The organism is Nostoc sp. C117, assembly GCF_043099735.1.
In the GTDB taxonomy this organism is placed as follows: domain Bacteria; phylum Cyanobacteriota; class Cyanobacteriia; order Cyanobacteriales; family Nostocaceae; genus Nostoc.
Genome location: NZ_CP170991.1, coordinates 1,659,648 through 1,676,888 on the forward strand (window position 1 = coordinate 1,659,648; position 17,241 = coordinate 1,676,888).

Below are 17,241 nucleotides of genomic sequence, written 5' to 3' on the forward strand. Positions count from 1 at the left end.
CAATTTAGCTTACTGCCTGTAGCTGGAAATCTTTTGCGTTATTCAATAACCCTTCTTCTAAGATAAGTTCATGAATAAACGTATCGATTTTTTCTCTATCTATATTCTGCATAACTATAATATGTACCCAATTTTCAAAACTTGCTAATTGCCACTTCTTAATTAACCTTTGAGAAGGTTTTTGAAGTACTACAGTATTAGAAAAACTATTGAGCATACATGGATATTCTCTTAATTCAAGTTGTTGGAAAAGATATTCGGCATTACGAATACAGGTTTTTGCTTCTCTGGCTAATCCCGCATAACCTCTTGTTTGCATTGCATACCAGAGAATTATGGGAGCGTGACCGTTTCTTGAACCCAGAATAGTTGTATCTTTGGAACCAATATATTCAATTATGGTTTCAACTTTTTCTACCCATTTCTTTTTAGTTAAAACTACACCGCAAGGCAATGGAGAACCGATGAATTTAGCAGAAATAGCTATACTATCTATGGGTTTTTGAAAGTTAACTTGGGGGGCGACATCTAGAAAGGGTAATATTAATCCTGAAAGTGCGGCATCACAATGAATATAGTAATCTTTTATCTCATTACGAGCTAAAATTTCTAGAACTTTATCTAAGTTATCGATCGCCCCTTTAACAGTAGTGCCAATATTTAAATTGATAATCGCTGGAGAATGGTGATTTTTGCTAATTAGCTGTTCAAAATGGTCATAATTTATTTCGCCATTGATTTGCGAATCAACAACAGAATGTTTGATGCGAAATAATCTGGCTGCTTTGGAAATTGAGTAATGAGAATCTTCTGATGAGTAAAGAATCCCATCTGGGTAGATTTCTCTACCTAAATAGATTCCATATAAATTACCTTCAGTTCCGCCAGCTGTAACATAACCCCAAAATTCATTTTCGGGAATCTTATAAAGCTCAGCAAAAAAAGATAATACTTCTTGTTCAAATTTACGAGAATGCAAGCCAAAATCTGGCTCCACGTATGGATCTCCAGCATTATTTAATAGAAAACCGAATAATTTAGCGATCGCACTGTAATCACAACTTAGGTTATATGGATAACCTGCATGAAACTGCGATCGCTGTTCTATCAGCTGCAAAAAATTTTCCAACTCTTTGGTAACTCTATCTAGCATATATTTATATCTCTTTAGTTTTGATTAAAGGAAGTTGTAGTCTAATTTACAGATGTAATACCTGGATCTTTACTATTTTTTAATAATAGGACTAATGGGGGCTTATATGAAAGTTTACTTCAGTGCAATTACGCAAATTATTTTTCATTGAGATTTTAGCATTTAAAAGTGGAGAAAATCAAAAATATGTGAATATCCAATTGCTAAAAAGCTTTGTAATATATGAATTGTCTGTAGAACAATACATCTGTCATACGTATAAACTTCACTCAAAAGCCATGCTATACAAATATTCTAGAAGTTAAAAATATGCAGATGAGATTTTTAATTCACCTTTTACCTCGTTTCAAAAGGGGGTTACTGAAATCTTTTTTATCTTGTTAATGGAGAGACAAAATGAGGTTAACTTCGGCATCTTAGCTTAAGCGAACATGTATGACATCTGTAATATCCGAAAAAAGATTTAATTTTTCCAAGTAGATTCAATTCAATTAAAAACCACTGTAAGTATTCAACGAAGCTTGATATTAAGTCAGGATAATCACTTATGAAAATATATGTGCATCTATGCGTCACAGCATCTGTGCATCATATCTAAGTCTGGGTAATCACTTATTAAAAAATGCCGAACAACTAGAAGTAGCGACTACACGTAGCTTTATCAAGGGTACAAATCCTACCATAGACGCTTCTCTTTCCGCAGGAGTACGGAACCGCTAACACACGCCATAGCAATCAAATAGGATGATTGGGGGGGACACGAGGACGTGGGGACACGGAGACGCGGTAATTTAACCTTTTCTCTAGGAGCGATTCAGGAATCAAATTGAATTCCTGTAGTAACGATACAATGGCATTCAGTGTTGGTACTCTTTTTCGCCTTATGCTACCAGTCATCTATTCCGACGAATTTTTAGATCACAAGACTGGAAAATACCATCCGGAAAAGCCAGAAAGGTTGACAGCGATCGCTAATGCTCTAAAAACAGCTACATTTGCCGATAAAATTGCATGGCGATTGCCTACACCAGCGACAGAACAGCCATCGTTGATGCCTTTGTTGGTTAAAGCTCATAGCCCAGCTTACATCAAAAAACTTTGGGAAATCGCCTCTAGTGGCGGTGGTCCTTTAGATGGAGATACACCAGTTTCACCGCGCAGTTATGATGTGGCATTATTGGCGGTGAGTGCTTGGTTAGATGGAGTTGAGGCTGTGTTAGGGTCGGGTAATCCAGCTTTTGTACTGGCACGTCCACCCGGACACCATGCAGAAAGTGACGCGGGTATGGGCTTTTGCCTATTTTCTAACGCAGCGATCGCGGCTTTTTTTGCTCTAGAACAACCTGGAATTAACCGCGTCGCCATCCTCGATTGGGATGTGCATCATGGTAATGGTACTCAGTCCATTGTCGAAACTCACCCACAAATTGTCTATTGTTCCCTACACCAATATCCATGTTATCCCGGTACCGGAAGAACAACAGAACGTGGCTTTCACAATAATGTGTTGAATTTACCCGTACCTCCCGGTAGCGATCTTGCAGTCTATCAGCCGTTGTTTGAAAAACAGGTAGTACCCTTTTTAGCTAACTTTCAGCCGGATTTACTGATTGTCAGTGCTGGTTATGATGCCAATGCGGCAGATCCTTTAGCAAGTATCAATTTGCAAGCGGCAGACTATGGTTTATTTACTGATTATTGTCTAGGGCTAACTCGTAAAATCCTCTTTGGCTTGGAAGGTGGCTACGATTTTGATTCACTTTCTCAATCGGTTTTAGCGACGATTGAACGTTGTTTACTTTAAACAGGGTTAGCAAAATGTCTTTAATTTTGAACCGTTAAAACTTTTTCTTCTTTGAATAGAAGTGGTATATTTGCACTTGACCTGACCGGGTGTAAACTATGGATTGGCCTGGGAAAAGCAGCAATAGCAGGCAAATGCCCCAAGATCTTGGACAATATGGGCTTTATTCCCTAGTTAAAGGCGTACCTCTAAGGCGCATCCTCGTAGTGGTGTTTCTCCTGCAAATCTGCCTAGCTGTGTTATTAACCGCGTTCTTCTCAATTCGTAGCGGGCAAAAGGCGGTCAATGATGTAGCTAGCGAATTGCGTCATGAAGTCGCCAATCGAATAGAGCAAAATTTGCAGAGTTATTTGTTCATTCCGCGTCAGATACTACGCAGCAATCAAAATCTTGTTGATATGGGGTTGCTGAAGATGGAGAATCTGACAACTTGGGAGTCATACCTCATAGACCAGTTAAAGATTTTTCCAGATGCGTTGGTGCAGCCGCAGTCAGGTATCAGACTTACAGTTAGCAATGAACAGCAAGAATACTTGGCAGTAGAAAAACTCAATAATGATGAGTTTTTGTTGAGAAAAGCCGGAAAATCAACCGATTATGACCTTTATACCTACAAAATCGATCGTCAAGGTCAACGTACCCAACAGCTAGAGGCGATTAAAAACTACGATCCGCGATCGCTTCCTGATTATCAAACCGCAGTCACCGCCAAAAAATTCAGCTTTAGTAAGATTTTTACACCACTGACCGAATCAACACTTCTCATCGGTGCATCTCAACCTATATATAACTCACAAGGTCAGTTACTCGGAGTCAACAGCAGCCAAATTCACCTCTCACAAATTGGGGATTTGCTGCAAAATATCAAAGTTGGCAAGTCTGGGCAAATTTTGATCCTTGACGAATCTGGACTTTTGCTAGCTAGTTCGACAACTGAAGCACCTTTGGGCTTAAAAAATGGTAAACCGATGGCGTTGTCAGCTTCCGAAAGCCGTAATGCTTTGACTCAAGCGATCGCCAAATATTTAACAACTAAGTTTAATAACTTTAACCAGATTAAAAGTTTACAGCAATTAGATTTTGACTTTGAGGGTAGACGTCAATTTTTAGAGGTTAGACCTTTAAAGAACGAAGTAAATCTCAAATGGCTGATTGTCGTAGCTGTCCCAGAAGCAGACTTTATGGGGGGGATAGAACGCAACACTCAAGCGACAATTTTTCTCTGTCTGCTAGCCTTGGGAGTAGCGACTGTACTGGGAATTCTCATCGCCCGTTGGATAACTCAACCAATGTTGGACTTAAGTACGGCGGTAAAAGATTTCGGTAAACGAGTAACTTCAGCCGATTTCAGCAATGCAGAAGATTCAGTGGTAAAAGTGCAAGGCATTAATGAACTGGAAATCTTGGCTGGATCTTTCAACGAAATGGTACAACAATTAGGCGAAGCTTTCACCACATTAACTAGTAAAAATCAAGACTTAGAACTGCAAATTAACCAGCAAACTCAAAAATTAGAGCAAGAAATCCAAGAACGCATCAATAGCGAGCAAAAAGCAGAATCCGCCCTACGTGAGACTAAAGAAGCTGCTGAAGTTGCAAATCGTGCCAAAAGCACCTTCATAGCTAACATGAGTCATAAATTTAAGACTCCTGTAAACTCGATGCTGGCGATCGCCAAAACACTCCGAAATGAAGTGTACGACCTTTTAAACCAAGAACAGCGGCAATCCCTAAATAATCTGGAAGACAGCGGTAAGAATTTATTGGAATTAATCAACAATATCCTCGACTTAGCCGAGATTGAATCTAGGAAGATGGAATTGCAACTCACTTCCACTTCGGTTCAGGAATTATGTGACTCTAGCCTCAGTTTTGTAAAACATCTGGCATTGCAAAAAAATATCCAGATGAGTTTACAAGTACCGTTAGAACTTGCACCCATCCAAGTCGATGAAGTCCGGATTCGCCAAGTCTTCATCAATTTGTTAACCAACGCCATCAAGTTTACACCACATGCAGGTAAAGTCTGGATTGAAGTGCAACCAAATTCCACAAACGAATATATCTTTTTCAGCGTCATAGATACTGGTATCGGTATTCCTTCTGATGACCTTTTCAAATTATTTCAACCTTTAATACCGGATGAAAGTTCATACAATCGTCGTTCTGCAAACACAGGTCTAGGATTATTAATGGTGCAAAGAATTGTCGAGTTGCACGGTGGTAGTGTCCATGCTGAAAGTCAATTAGGCAAAGGCAGTAGATTTACAGTCAAACTTCCTTGGAAAAATCTCAGTGAGTAGAAATTAAGTTTTTTAGATATTTAAGCTGATGCGCGTCTAAAGTATATAAACACTCTTGATTGTCGTCAACAGTCAGCAACTTCAAGCAGTTGTTTTATTTCTTGGAGTTCCCTTAGGCGATCGCTCTGAGTTCACTTGGCCAGCAAAGTATCAAGATTTGGCAACTTCGACAGTAATTTAGACTCTCTATCAACTGAGGGACGGTAGAATATACCTAATTTTCCTAGCTTCAAAAGAAAAACCGAACTATGACCATGCATTCCACACTCCAAGGTGCGTTTACTAACCGTCGCGTTCTCAAAGTAATCAGCGGGTTGAATAACTTCGACGCTGCTAGCGTTACAGCTACGGTCAAAGCTGCCGAATTTGGCGGTGCTACTTTTGTCGATATCGCTGCCGATCCCGCCTTAGTTCAGCTAGCGAAGAGTTTGACAAAATTACCAATTTGTGTGTCAGCAGTAGAACCAGAGAAATTTCTCCAAGCTGTAGCAGCTGGTGCTGATTTAATTGAAATCGGCAATTTCGATTCATTCTATGCTCAAGGGCGTCGCTTTGAGGCTGTTGAAGTGCTAGCGCTGACTAAGCAAACCCGGGCTCTCCTCCCCGAAATCACCCTATCTGTCACCGTTCCTCACATCCTGGAACTAGATCGACAGGTACAACTAGCAGAAGAACTGGTGAAAGCTGGTGCGGACATTATCCAAACCGAAGGCGGTACTAGCAGTAACCCAACTCACCCTGGAACTCTAGGATTAATTGAAAAAGCTGCCCCCACCTTAGCAGCAGCTTTTGAGATTTCCCGTGCAGTGTCAGTACCCGTATTGTGTGCTTCAGGTATTTCTAGCGTGACTGCACCATTAGCGATCGCTGCTGGTGCTGCTGGTGTTGGTGTTGGTTCTGCCATTAACCAACTCAACAGCGAAGTAGCAATGATTGCCGCTGTCCGTGCCTTAGTAGAAGCCTTAGCAACTGGAAGAGTCTTGACTCAGAAGTAGGGCATTGGGCATGGGTAAGGGGACAAGGGGAAAGACTTAGTTTAACTATCCTCTCTCCCCCTCCGCTCCTCTGCTCCTTTGCCCCTCCACCCCTCCGCCTCCACTCCCCTTATCCCAAACAATCCTTTAGCGCATAAATCACTTGGTCTTGCTGTTGTTCTGTTAGTTCTGGGAACATAGGTAATGATATGACTTCATGGCAAGCTTGCTCTGCCAGTGGAAAGTCGCCAACTTGATAGCCCAGATTTTGATAAACTGGCTGCAAATGTAAAGGGTACGGGTAATAAATCATTGAACTCACGCCTTGCTCTTGCAATTGAGTACGTACCCAGTCTCGATATTTGGCGCTAGAACCATTTCGCTCTTCCCCTGAGATGCGAATAGTGTATTGATTCCATACCCCAATACCCCCAGGTAATTCTTGAGGCGGGACGATGGCCGGAATTTGACATAGGTACTGATAGTAATAATTGGCAATATTTCGCCGCCGATCGTTCCAAATATCTAAATAACGCAGCTTAATTTGCAAAATAGCCGCTTGTAGAGCATCCAAGCGGCTATTTACACCTATTTCTTCGTGCAAATATCGAATTTTACTGCCATGATCTCGGAGGACTCGCAGTTTGTCTGCGATCGCTGGATCGTTAGTCGTTATTGCCCCGCCATCGCCACAACCGCCAAGATTTTTGGTAGGGTAGAAACTAAAGCAACCAATATGTCCAATGCTTCCGACTTTTTGCTCGGCCCAAGTTGCGCCTGTAGACTGAGCGCAATCTTCAATTACTGATAAATTGTGAGATTGAGCGATCGCAATCAATGATGTCATATCCACAGGTTGCCCAAATAGGTGAACCGGGATAATTGCTTTGGTTTTTGGTGTAATCGCGGCCGCCAATTGCTCTACATCTAAATTAAACGTACTGGCATCAATATCAACGAAAACAGGCTTTGCACCCACGGCGCTAATCACTTCAGCAGTGGCGATAAAGGTGAAAGGCGTTGTAATCACTTCATCGCCTGTACCAATTTCCAAGGCTCGTAGAGCTAAGTAGAGCGCATCAGTACCAGAATTACAAGCTATACATTCACTAACACCATGATAGGCAGCAAACTGTTGCTCAAAGCTTTGGACTAAAGGGCCACCGATATAACGACCAGAAGCCAGAACTTCTAAGACGGCTGCACTGACTTCTGCTTCGATGGTGCTGTATTGCTGCTTGATATCAAAAGCAGGGATAGGATTTACGCTTTGGATCATAAGTTCTCATTTTATCGGAAGATACAAAGGATGCACTTCGACAGTCAATTTTTGCTGATTGAATTGTTAATCAAAGAACTATTAAAAGACTATCGCCCAAGTTACGCATCTATTAGGGTTTTTGCTGAAATTGTGGTGTTATCAACTACTGCATATTTAATTTACAGATAGTACTCTTACTAAGTGTTTGCCATTAAGGTTGTACCATTTTGAATTTTGAATTGATAAAGGTGATATATATCAACCAAGAGCCAAGACATCGAATCAAAGTTCCATATGTGGGCGTTGCTTTGAGAATAAAATACCAGGAGATAGACAACCCGTGCAGGATCTAATCAAGCTAGATTTCGTGGATTTAGCTATTGCTGTAGGATTAATGGCGATCGCCATTGGTGTATCTGCCTGGGAAAAATTAGGACTAGAGTTGAACTTAGCCCTTGCTACTGGAAGAACCATCTTACAACTACTTGTATTGGGATACATCTTAGATTTCATTTTTGCTTTGGACAATGCTTGGGCAGTTTTGGCGATATTAGCAATTATGCTGACGATTACGGCGATTGTCGCACGAAATCGCATTACTCCAAAAATTCCTTATGTATTCCCTTTGGTGTGGGGTGCAATTTTCATCAGTACCGCTTTGACACTGCTTTATACCAACTTCTTGATCGTTCAACCAAACAGATGGTATGAACCACAGTATATGATTCCCTTAGCAGGAATAGTTTTAGGTAATGCGATGAACGCAGCGGCGATCGCCGGTGAAAGGCTTGTCAGCACCATTAATTCCAGTCATCTGGAAATCGAAACCCACTTGAGCTTAGGCGCAACCCCAGAGCAAACAGTTAGCCAGTACCGCAAAGACGCCATCAGAGCTGCATTGCTCCCGACTCTCAATCAAATGATACTGATAGGTATGGTAGCAATACCAGGAATGACCACAGGACAGTTACTAGCTGGTGTGAAACCTTTAGATGCAGTATCCTACGAAATTTTAATTATGTTCATGGTTGCTTTTGCTAACTTGTTGACAACAGTTTTAGTCACTAAGGGGTTGTGTCGTCAATTTTTTAATTCTGCCGCCCAGTTGGTGAGGTGAAGCAGTTAATCTATATTCAAGAGTATTTCATCATACTATAAAATTGAAAGAATGATGCTAGCGTAATAATGGGAGTAATAAAAATATTTTCGGCATATTACTTCTATTTAGACAGTGACAGTGTTTTTGATAAAAAGTAAGTCTAAATGGCATTTAGTAATTATAAAAGTATTAGCGCAGTCCTTAAAAAATTTCAAGTAAAGTATGTACAGTCTAATTTTATGTCTGAAGTAGATTTTGGTGTTAAACAGTCTTTTAAAGAAGAATTAGATTTGCTATTTACAGATGGCGTTATTGATAATTCTGAAGATGCTATCTGTGAAAATCTCATTTATCCAGTATTGAAAGAAGTATGGAAAACTTACCGAAGTAAATTAACACTTTGGAGTCATGAAACATTAGCTTACGATGAAGATTTATCGTGGGTTCCAGATTATACGGTGACACAGCGAAACCCTCTGGGTACAATTGTTTTTGATAAACCTTATTTTTTAACGGTTGAAGCTAAACAGGACAAATTTGAAGAAGGTTGGGGTCAGTGTTTAGCTGAAATGATTGCAGTGCAGCGAATTAATGATGATTTTGCCAACGATATTTTTGGGATTGTTTCTAACGGGAAAATATGGCAGTTTGGAAAGTTGATTGCTGATGTGTTTACTCGAAATAAAAATGTGTATGTAATTCAAGATTTAGATAAGTTATTTGCTGCGGTAAATTATATTTTTCAGCAATGCGAATTAAAAATACAAAAATAATAATCTTTTTATGTCAGATTATTAAAAATGCTCTGTTTCCTTGATAAGCAAGTAATTTCAGAAATCAAATTCAATTCCTATAGTGCATAAGGGTTGGGTTCATTAGCAGTAGAAGTGAGTATTCATAAACTCAGTTGATATCGTCCCATAGCACATCTCACAATGCAAAGTACGCTCTACTGATGAGATTACAAACTCCTCACTTCTAACTTTTCTACCCTCCCAAAGTCCGGGTATAAATTACTTGACTTTGTGAATCATAAAGGAAAAGAGACAGGTTAGCATTGTCACTAATTACAGCTAGGGCTTCCTGTAGGATTTGCAAGTGATTAGTAAGTTCAACAGTAGTATCCGAGTTCTGAGAATTAGGATTAGCTGAACTATTTTGTCTTAATTGGTCATACTCAGGAGTTAATCGGACAAGAATTCCTGTGTTATCGATGCTAAAAGTGCAAATCCGAATTCCATTAATACAGGTTTTATCTAAGTCAGTGCGGGTTTGTTGTAAACTACTAACAAGTTGGAGTTTATCTTGTGCTTGTTTGAGGGCTGTTGAGTAGGGTTCAATGAGAGATTGAGCCTGAGTATAATACAAACTATCTTGGGAAACTTTTTTAACAGTTTCCAAAGCCTGATTCCAGTATGTCGCTGCTGCTTGCCATTGGTTTTGTTGCTGATATACTTTGGCTTGATTGGCGGTAGTAACGGCTTGTTGGTAGGTTCTAGCAGCTAATTGTTCTTTAGTTGCGCGATCGCGTGCTGCTACTAACTTAGGTTTATAATCTACCAATAGCTTTTGGGCTTCTTCATATCCAGGGCTAGTTTGAGGAATCACCCTCAAGGCATTAATGACTATCTGCCAATTAGACTGCACCTTTTGCCAGTCCTTCAAAGATTTAGCAGTAGCTTGTCGGTTCTCGGTTATATTAGCTACAGCTTTCGCTGCTGTGATTTTTTTTAGCCATTTTTCTTCAATCAAGATCTGCTGATTGACAGCGTGCAGACTGATACGATAGCTAAATAATTTCGCTTGTACTAGGGCATAGAGTTCACTATTGGGGGTTATGGCCTCTAGTGGGGCGATCGCCTGTCGCCATAAGTTTTGTCTAGCTTGTATTTCTTCTAGGCTACGTGCAGGAGTTTGAATTTTTTGTGCCGCTAAAGAGGCCGTCTGCAAAGCCTTAACTACCTGGTTAATTTTTTCTGACCGCCCAGACAAATTTGCTTTTAGTTCTTCCGACATCTGGTAACGGGGTGACCAACTCGGAATTATGTCCAAAGCTGCGCTAGCCTCCCCAAGTTCCTGCTGCACTGCTACTAATTCTTTTTCAGACTTGGCGCGGCGCATCAATTGCGGTGATTCTGTTTTTAATTGCTCAGCAACTTGTATTTCTTTACACTCAGACATCACACAAGGGCGAGTCAGTAAATAACCCCCAATACCTAAAACGACAATTCCCACCAAGGCTACACCTATGAAGATAGGTTTGATTTGCCATCCTGACTTGGAAGCCGACAAATTCGGCGGATCTGCAAATGGATCAAATGCTTCCTCATCTTCACTTTCATCCACTGAGAGAGAATAGGTCAGGGATGAAGAGGACGCGGAGAAAGAATTGTCCGTGTCTCCGTATTCTCCTGTTCCTGCATCCCCCTGTTGCTGTACCCTAGCATCCCCGCGTCCCTGTATCCCCGTGTCCCTGCGTTCCCGCCCCGCCTCCTCTTCACCCAGATCCCCAGATCCCCAGATTCCCATCTCTTTGTTTTCCAATCCCGCTCTCTGCTTAAGAGCTAGAAAAGATTTGGCATAAGGAAGTTGTTCGCCAAAAACTCTGAGAAAACATTGCACTCGTTGCTCTCTGTCAGGTGTTAAGGACTGAAGTAAGTCCTCAATTACTGCAAAGATGACCTGAGCATCAACAGTTACACCTGATGGGTGTTGGGTTAAAATCATTAGCTCGTCTTTATTGACGGCGCACTTAACTTGAAAGAGTCCAGCCGATGGGACTTCTACAAGCAATTGTTCCTGCAAAGTTTTGGCTAAAAGCTGTAAATCTTCCTGCTGGACTGCTACTTTCATAGAGCTTTCCTGCTCAACTTCTATATTGTTTTGATTATGTTTAAGGAGATCAAATGAACTTTTGGGGTTTGTTGGAATAAAGATAGATAGTTTAACCAACCACAGCCTGAAAATCTGATCGAACAACTTTCTAACACAAATTCTGACTTTTAACAAAAACTTAAAATAGTATTGATTGTTAGCGTCGCTACATTTTCACCCTACTAGATGAAAAATTATATAATCTATCCTCAGGTATAAATTTCAAATAAAAAATGGGAATAATAAAACATTTGAGTATTTTCACTGTACTATTTCTTGATAATAAAACTTACAGAAGCTACTACTGGGCAAAATTGTAGTTGTAGAGCAATTGTGACAAAATTATCCAAAGGTTAGGGAGAGGCTGTAGTGTCAGAGGTTTTTGACAGAAATACTAGTTATCTTCTATGCTGGAAAGTCTACTGAGGAGATTAATTAGGTCTTGTGGCTAAAGAAATTAATTTGCCCCATTTACTGAATTCGATAAAATTAATACGTGAAAAATGAGTTTTTATAGCTGCCAAAAACTTAACTATGTAATAAAGGTGCTGCAAAATATTTAAACAGCACTAACCCAAGTTTGGAAAGTGTCAATACAAGGTGTATCAATGGATTTGTTAGAGTATCAAGTTAAAGAATGGTTTGGGAAGATAGGCATTCCGGTATTGCCCTCCCAACGAATTGACCATCCCACAGATTTAAAACGTTTAAAAATTAGCTTTCCAATTGTCCTGAAATCTCAAGTACATGGAGCAGAACGGGCAAAAGCAGGTGGAGTCAGATTTGCTGAAACCACTATTGATGCGATCGCCGCTGCCCAAAATATCTTCAGTTTACCCATTTGGGGGGAGTTGCCGGAAGTTGTCTTGGCAGAATCCCAATACGACGCCAACCAAGAATTTTATCTAGCAGTGGTTTTAGATACCGCTGTTTGCCGGCCAGTACTTTTAGGCTGCAAAGAAGCAGATATCGATTGGGAATCCGCCGGCGAAAAAATGCACCATGTCGTAGTTGAACAAGAATTCTCGCCATATTATGCGCGACGACTAGCTTTGAAAATGGGCTTGCAGGGAACGCTGATGCAGTCAGTAAGCAAGGTTGTCCAACAGATGTATCAGTTATTTGTACAAAAAGACCTGGATTTGGTGGAAATTAATCCTTTGGCTGTCAGTGCTAATGGTCAAGTTATGGCTCTCAATGGTAAAGTCAGAGTCAACGAACGGGCGATCAAGCGTCATCCAGATCTTGCGGAAATGGCAGCAAAAATCATCAGTCGTCATACCAGCACTGAAATAAATGGTATTTTAGGTGACTGGGATGGTGTGCAAATGCACGGAAAAATCGGTATTTTAGGTAATGGCACTGGTTCAGTAATGGCAACTTTGGATTTAGTTGCGAATGCTGGCGGTAAGCCAGGTGTTTGTTTAAATCTACGTCATGCTTTCCTGACAGATACGAAACCAACTACCTTTGGCGATCGCCTAGAAACAAGTTTGAAAATTTTAGCTGCCGATCAAAGCATTGAAGTTATATTAATTAACTTTCTCGGTAGTATCCCTCAGACTGAGGAAGTAACCCAAGTCATAGCTAAAGTTGTACAGCATGACAATAACGAAATGAAATTACAAGTTGTACGCTCTAATGGTAAGAAAATCCCGCCAGATCTGAATTTTCCCTCCTTAGTTGTCCGCCTTGCTGGTTCTGAGTTGAAAGCAGCTAGAAGTTATTTAGCAACACTAAAAACTCCGAAAAATGCCCTCTTTGTAGTAGAAAATTTAGATGAAGCGGTGGAAGTTGCAGTTCGTATTGCTAAACCAACTGCTCATAAAAAATAATTTGTAATTCCTAAATTCGTAATTAATACAATCCATAATCCATCTGATTCCTTCCCTTATCCCTTTCTTCAAGCGCAGTGGCTCAACACACTGGCTTGTAAAATTTACGGTAATTTAATATGAACCTAACGCCAGAAAGTAAAGTCTTAATTCAAGGCTTTTGTGAATTTATATCAGGCACTTATGTTGCTCAAATGAAAGCTTATGGCACGAATTTGATAGCTGGTGTTAATCCTGGATGCGGTGGAGAAGAAATCCAGGAGCTACCAGTATTTGATTTAGTAGAAGAGGTAGTAGAAAAATTTGGCGCAATTGATACAACAATTATTTGTGTAGATCCTTACAATGTTTTGGATGCGGCATTAGAAGCGATCGCATCGAATATTAGCCAAATCATTATTATCACCGCTGGAGTGCCACCTTTGGATATGGTGCAATTACTCCGCAAAGCTGAAGCCTGTGAAACATTAGTAGTAGGGCCAAATAGTCCGGGGATCATTGTGCCGGGAAAAATTCTCTTAGGAACTCAACCGAGTGAATTTTATACACCGGGTCCAGTGGGGATTGTCAGTCGCAGCAGCACCCTTACCTATGAAGTCGCTTACGAATTAACAAAAGCTGGTTTGGGACAGTCAATTAGTGTCAGCATTGGTAGTGATGCGATCGTGGGTTCCTCGTTTCTACAATGGCTGCAAATTCTCGATGAAGATGAAACTACAGAGGCGATCGTTTTGGTTGGTCAACCTGGCGGTGGTAGTGAAGAAGCAGCAGCACGTTACATTGGTGAGGCTATTGATAAACCAGTAATTGCCTACATTGCTGGTAGACAAGCACCACCCGGAAAAAGTTGGCGTCAAACTGGGACTTTGGCAACAGTTATCGGACGCGATCCTAATTTTGGTACAGCCCAAAGTAAATTAGCTGCTTTGAAAGAAGTAGAAGTTCCCGTAGCTGAACGCCCTTCTCAAATTCCAGAATTGGTAAGAAAAGGAATTAATTAAATTTGGGCATTGAGCATAGCAAGACTCCACAAGGTGTACTAAGTATTTTTAATCATCCAAACCAGAATTCCCAAAAGTTTCTCAACTGGAGGAATTAAATAATCTGTTAAATCAATTGTTACTGTTTGCTTTTCTAGCTTGAGAAATGTCCACAGATTACCGCTGGTGACAATACCGTAAACCACCTGGGTGAGTTGCTGACTCAGTTCATTAAACCTTTGCGCGGCAACCATTTCTGCCATGCATTGTCCCAAGCCTCCCTTAATATTTTCTTTTTTGGCTTCTACAATTACTACTGCTGGTGCTTCAATAATTAATTGTTCAGGCGATTTACTAATCAAAAAATCACAAATACCATTCAAACCTACAGTAGGATCGACTGTAAATTCCTCACCAGAAAAAAAACTAATTTTCCGATCAAGAATTTTTCGCATTTCAAACAAAATTGGACTGATAATTAGTTCCGAACGTGCTTTTTCAGAACCCATTGCGATGGCTAGAGGTATACTTTCTTGCAAAAATTCTACTAGATAAGGGCTAGGTGCAAGAGGTTCAATCTTAGGAAAAAAGCTACCTCCCTCAACCAAAGTTAAATTAAAGTTTTCTTTTGCTTTACGAATACTAAAATCACTATAAGCCATGATTCCATATCAACAAAGTTGATTCATTTATTTCTTAACTCTATTGTCTATTTTCTAGAAGTAAATAGCTGGAAAAATTCCAGAATGTACTGTATAAGCAGATGGAGAAAAATATTTCCTGTAATTGCGTAATTAATTTTGTCCGACTAGTTATAAGCTGTTAAATATTTAATTTACATACTAATTTTAGATAAAATTATTGTTTGGTGGGCATAGCATCTTGCCTGCCCTAAATATGCAATGTAAAAATACATTAGCTTATTTACATATCTCTCTGATATTCTTCTAACAATTGCGGAATATGATCGTAGCCATCTACACCGATAACTGCAATTATTTTAGGGCGATGTTGTTGTAAGAAGTTTTGGAAATCTTCTGCGCCTATTTGTCCATGTAAAATTGTCAGTAACCCTGCTGGTTGACGCCACTCACTAGAAGCAATTTGGTTTAAAAGATACATTCCTAAACAACCAGTGTAAATCGCTTTTTCCGAATTTTGCAGATGATAATAAGCTTCAGCTAAATTAGCTAAATTTTTTCCTTGCAGGTAAAAATCACCGGAAACCTGTGCTGTTTTAAAGCCATCTTCAAGATATTTAATGGCGTTTTGATGTTGTCCAATTACTAAATAGGCAATTCCTAAGCTGCTGACACATAAGGCTTTGCTTTGAATATCGCCTAATTTTTCTGATAACTTTAAACCTTGTTCTAAATAGTTAATTGCAGCTTCATAAGTTTCTGGTTCTAAGTTTTCGAGTTGCTGAGCTTGCATAACTTCGCTGTAACCTAAATTTACTAGCGCGTTTGCTTCTCCTGTTCGATCGCCTGCTTGCCGACTTAAGATTAATGCTCGTTGACTGTAGTTGATTGCCTCAGCATAATTTTGCTGTTGCACATAGGTACGGCTGAGGTGGTTGAGATTGGCAATTTCACAGGGGCGATCGCCTGCATTCCTCGCTATCTCCAAAGCTTGCTGATGAAAATCGACAGAACGCTGATATTGTCCTAAAGCTCGCTGAGAATAACCTAAAAGTGTCAATATGCGCGCTTTCTCTTGCGTTCCCTCTCCTCTTCGCAGCGGTTCATCCAAATAATCTAGGGCATCCCGTAGATAACTGCCAGTAAAAGAGGCAAAAATCCCACCATAAAAAGGAAAATATGGACGCTGGGCAAAGGTTCGCAAAATTTGGAGCATAATTTGAGAACAAGCATCGCTATATCGTGTACCAATGCTTTGAAAACCACTTGCTAACTGACTCCAAATCACTGCAAAGGTCAAAAAAGTGGAAATAGACAATTTTGGCCCTGCTTTCACATCGTAAGCTTGTTGGTCAAACCAGTTAATTAAGCCCCGTTGCAAGTACTGTAAAATCAATGCCATTTCCACCCAATCTCTAAGGGTGATACCCCGTTGTCGCTGGGCAAACTCTATTGCCGATTCTTCCCTAGCCAAGGTGCGAAACAGGGCTTGGGGTAACTCACTATTGAGTTGCTTAGCCCAACTCGCCCAAGGGCCTCGTTCTCCTGGTACGCCGCCAAATCCTAAAGATTCTTTTTGCTCGTACATCCAGCCGATCAAGTTGTCTTGCAGACGTTGCCAAGAAGCTAAACCACGGGTAATACCTTCGGAAAATTGTTGTAAATCATCATCTACCTGGGCAAATTGCTGTAATGATTTTGATAACTGCTGTAATTGCGGCAGATTTAGCGGATACTTTTGATTGGGATCGGTAACACGGATAAATGCCGCCAGACGCTCGTTAGCAGGGGATGTGGTAATTTCTGTAACGGCAGAAGCTATCGCTTCTGTGGCTTTATTTTGTTCTTGCCATCGCTGCCATTGAGTTTGAATCGTTTTAATGGCTCTCAAACTGCGAGTAGCTTTACCTTTTTTCAGTTCGTCTTTTTCACTGTCTACTTGGCTTTGGAGGGCATTCAGGCGATCGCTCAAAGCTAGCTCAAACACTTCCCCTGTGCCGGAAGTGATACCTTTGAGGAGCATTTGATACACCATATCAACAGAGCTAATTTTGCCCTTGAGGGTGGTTTCGACAATTTCATCGATTAAGGCAAGATAGCGATCGCGCAATGGCAAAGAGTCTGGCACTTTGGCTACTAAGGAACGTTACATCAATTCTAATTCTAGTCTTGGGAGTGGGGAATGAGTGGGGAGGGAGCAGGGGGAGCAGGAGAGGTAGAGAGAGGTAGGGGGTGAACCAATGCCCATACGTATCAACTTAACGTCAAATTATCTATAGCTCTTAAAAACAATTCTTTAAAGTAAACAACAACAGTA

Annotated in this window: 13 protein-coding genes; 8 read left to right on the forward strand and 5 right to left on the reverse strand. The window is 40.5% G+C overall.

Annotated features, from left to right (window positions below):
* Nucleotides 1–4 precede the first annotated feature (4 nt).
* Entirely contained in the window at nucleotides 5–1,153 is a 1,149-nt protein-coding gene (locus tag ACFG4S_RS08055; protein ID WP_392534298.1) for a histidine decarboxylase, read from the reverse strand.
* Nucleotides 1,154–1,720: 567 nt separating this feature from the next.
* Here ACFG4S_RS08055 and ACFG4S_RS08060 point away from each other — a divergent pair.
* The 4 genes from ACFG4S_RS08060 (at nucleotide 1,721) to ACFG4S_RS08075 (ending at nucleotide 6,255) form a co-directional block, all read left to right on the forward strand.
* The gene (locus ACFG4S_RS08060) at nucleotides 1,721–1,873 is read left to right on the forward strand and encodes a hypothetical protein (RefSeq protein WP_392534299.1); all 153 of its coding nucleotides are present in this window, start codon (nucleotides 1,721–1,723) and stop codon (nucleotides 1,871–1,873) included.
* 163 nt (nucleotides 1,874–2,036) lie between these two features.
* The gene (locus ACFG4S_RS08065; RefSeq protein WP_392535936.1) at nucleotides 2,037–2,957 is read left to right on the forward strand and encodes a histone deacetylase; all 921 of its coding nucleotides are present in this window, start codon (nucleotides 2,037–2,039) and stop codon (nucleotides 2,955–2,957) included.
* Nucleotides 2,958–3,091: 134 nt separating this feature from the next.
* Entirely contained in the window at nucleotides 3,092–5,260 is a 2,169-nt protein-coding gene (locus ACFG4S_RS08070; RefSeq protein ID WP_392534300.1) for an ATP-binding protein, read from the forward strand.
* A gap of 248 nt (nucleotides 5,261–5,508) precedes the next feature.
* On the forward strand, nucleotides 5,509–6,255 hold the full coding sequence (locus ACFG4S_RS08075) for a DUF561 domain-containing protein (RefSeq protein ID WP_392534301.1): 747 nt from the start codon (nucleotides 5,509–5,511) through the stop codon (nucleotides 6,253–6,255).
* A 109-nt stretch (nucleotides 6,256–6,364) separates the two neighbouring features.
* Here ACFG4S_RS08075 and ACFG4S_RS08080 read toward each other — a convergent pair whose 3' ends face one another.
* Entirely contained in the window at nucleotides 6,365–7,513 is a 1,149-nt protein-coding gene (locus ACFG4S_RS08080; RefSeq protein WP_392534302.1) for a DegT/DnrJ/EryC1/StrS family aminotransferase, read from the reverse strand.
* A gap of 322 nt (nucleotides 7,514–7,835) precedes the next feature.
* Between ACFG4S_RS08080 and ACFG4S_RS08085 the strand changes: the two genes are divergently transcribed.
* Both ACFG4S_RS08085 and ACFG4S_RS08090 read left to right on the forward strand, forming a co-directional pair.
* Nucleotides 7,836–8,612, forward strand: a complete 777-nt coding sequence (locus ACFG4S_RS08085) for an ABC transporter permease (RefSeq protein ID WP_392534303.1) — start codon at nucleotides 7,836–7,838, stop codon at nucleotides 8,610–8,612.
* Between the two features lie 146 nt (nucleotides 8,613–8,758).
* Entirely contained in the window at nucleotides 8,759–9,367 is a 609-nt protein-coding gene (locus ACFG4S_RS08090) for a hypothetical protein (RefSeq protein ID WP_392534304.1), read from the forward strand.
* Nucleotides 9,368–9,581: 214 nt separating this feature from the next.
* On the opposite strand, the gene ACFG4S_RS08095 is transcribed toward ACFG4S_RS08090, so the two are convergent.
* Nucleotides 9,582–11,447, reverse strand: a complete 1,866-nt coding sequence (locus tag ACFG4S_RS08095; RefSeq protein WP_392534305.1) for a hypothetical protein — start codon at nucleotides 11,445–11,447, stop codon at nucleotides 9,582–9,584.
* A gap of 629 nt (nucleotides 11,448–12,076) precedes the next feature.
* Here ACFG4S_RS08095 and ACFG4S_RS08100 point away from each other — a divergent pair.
* Nucleotides 12,077–13,303 (forward strand): ATP-grasp domain-containing protein, encoded by a 1,227-nt coding sequence (locus ACFG4S_RS08100; protein ID WP_392535937.1) that lies wholly within the window; start codon nucleotides 12,077–12,079, stop codon nucleotides 13,301–13,303.
* 119 nt (nucleotides 13,304–13,422) lie between these two features.
* Entirely contained in the window at nucleotides 13,423–14,304 is an 882-nt protein-coding gene (locus tag ACFG4S_RS08105) for a CoA-binding protein (protein ID WP_392534306.1), read from the forward strand.
* 38 nt (nucleotides 14,305–14,342) lie between these two features.
* On the opposite strand, the gene ACFG4S_RS08110 is transcribed toward ACFG4S_RS08105, so the two are convergent.
* Together ACFG4S_RS08110 and ACFG4S_RS08115 are read right to left on the reverse strand one after the other, a co-directional pair.
* Nucleotides 14,343–14,945, reverse strand: coding sequence for a hypothetical protein (locus ACFG4S_RS08110; protein WP_392534307.1), 603 nt, complete (start codon nucleotides 14,943–14,945; stop codon nucleotides 14,343–14,345).
* Between the two features lie 262 nt (nucleotides 14,946–15,207).
* Nucleotides 15,208–17,052: a tetratricopeptide repeat protein gene (locus tag ACFG4S_RS08115; RefSeq protein WP_392534308.1), complete on the reverse strand. Its 1,845-nt coding sequence runs from the start codon at nucleotides 17,050–17,052 to the stop codon at nucleotides 15,208–15,210.
* Between the last annotated feature and the right edge of the window lie 189 nt (nucleotides 17,053–17,241).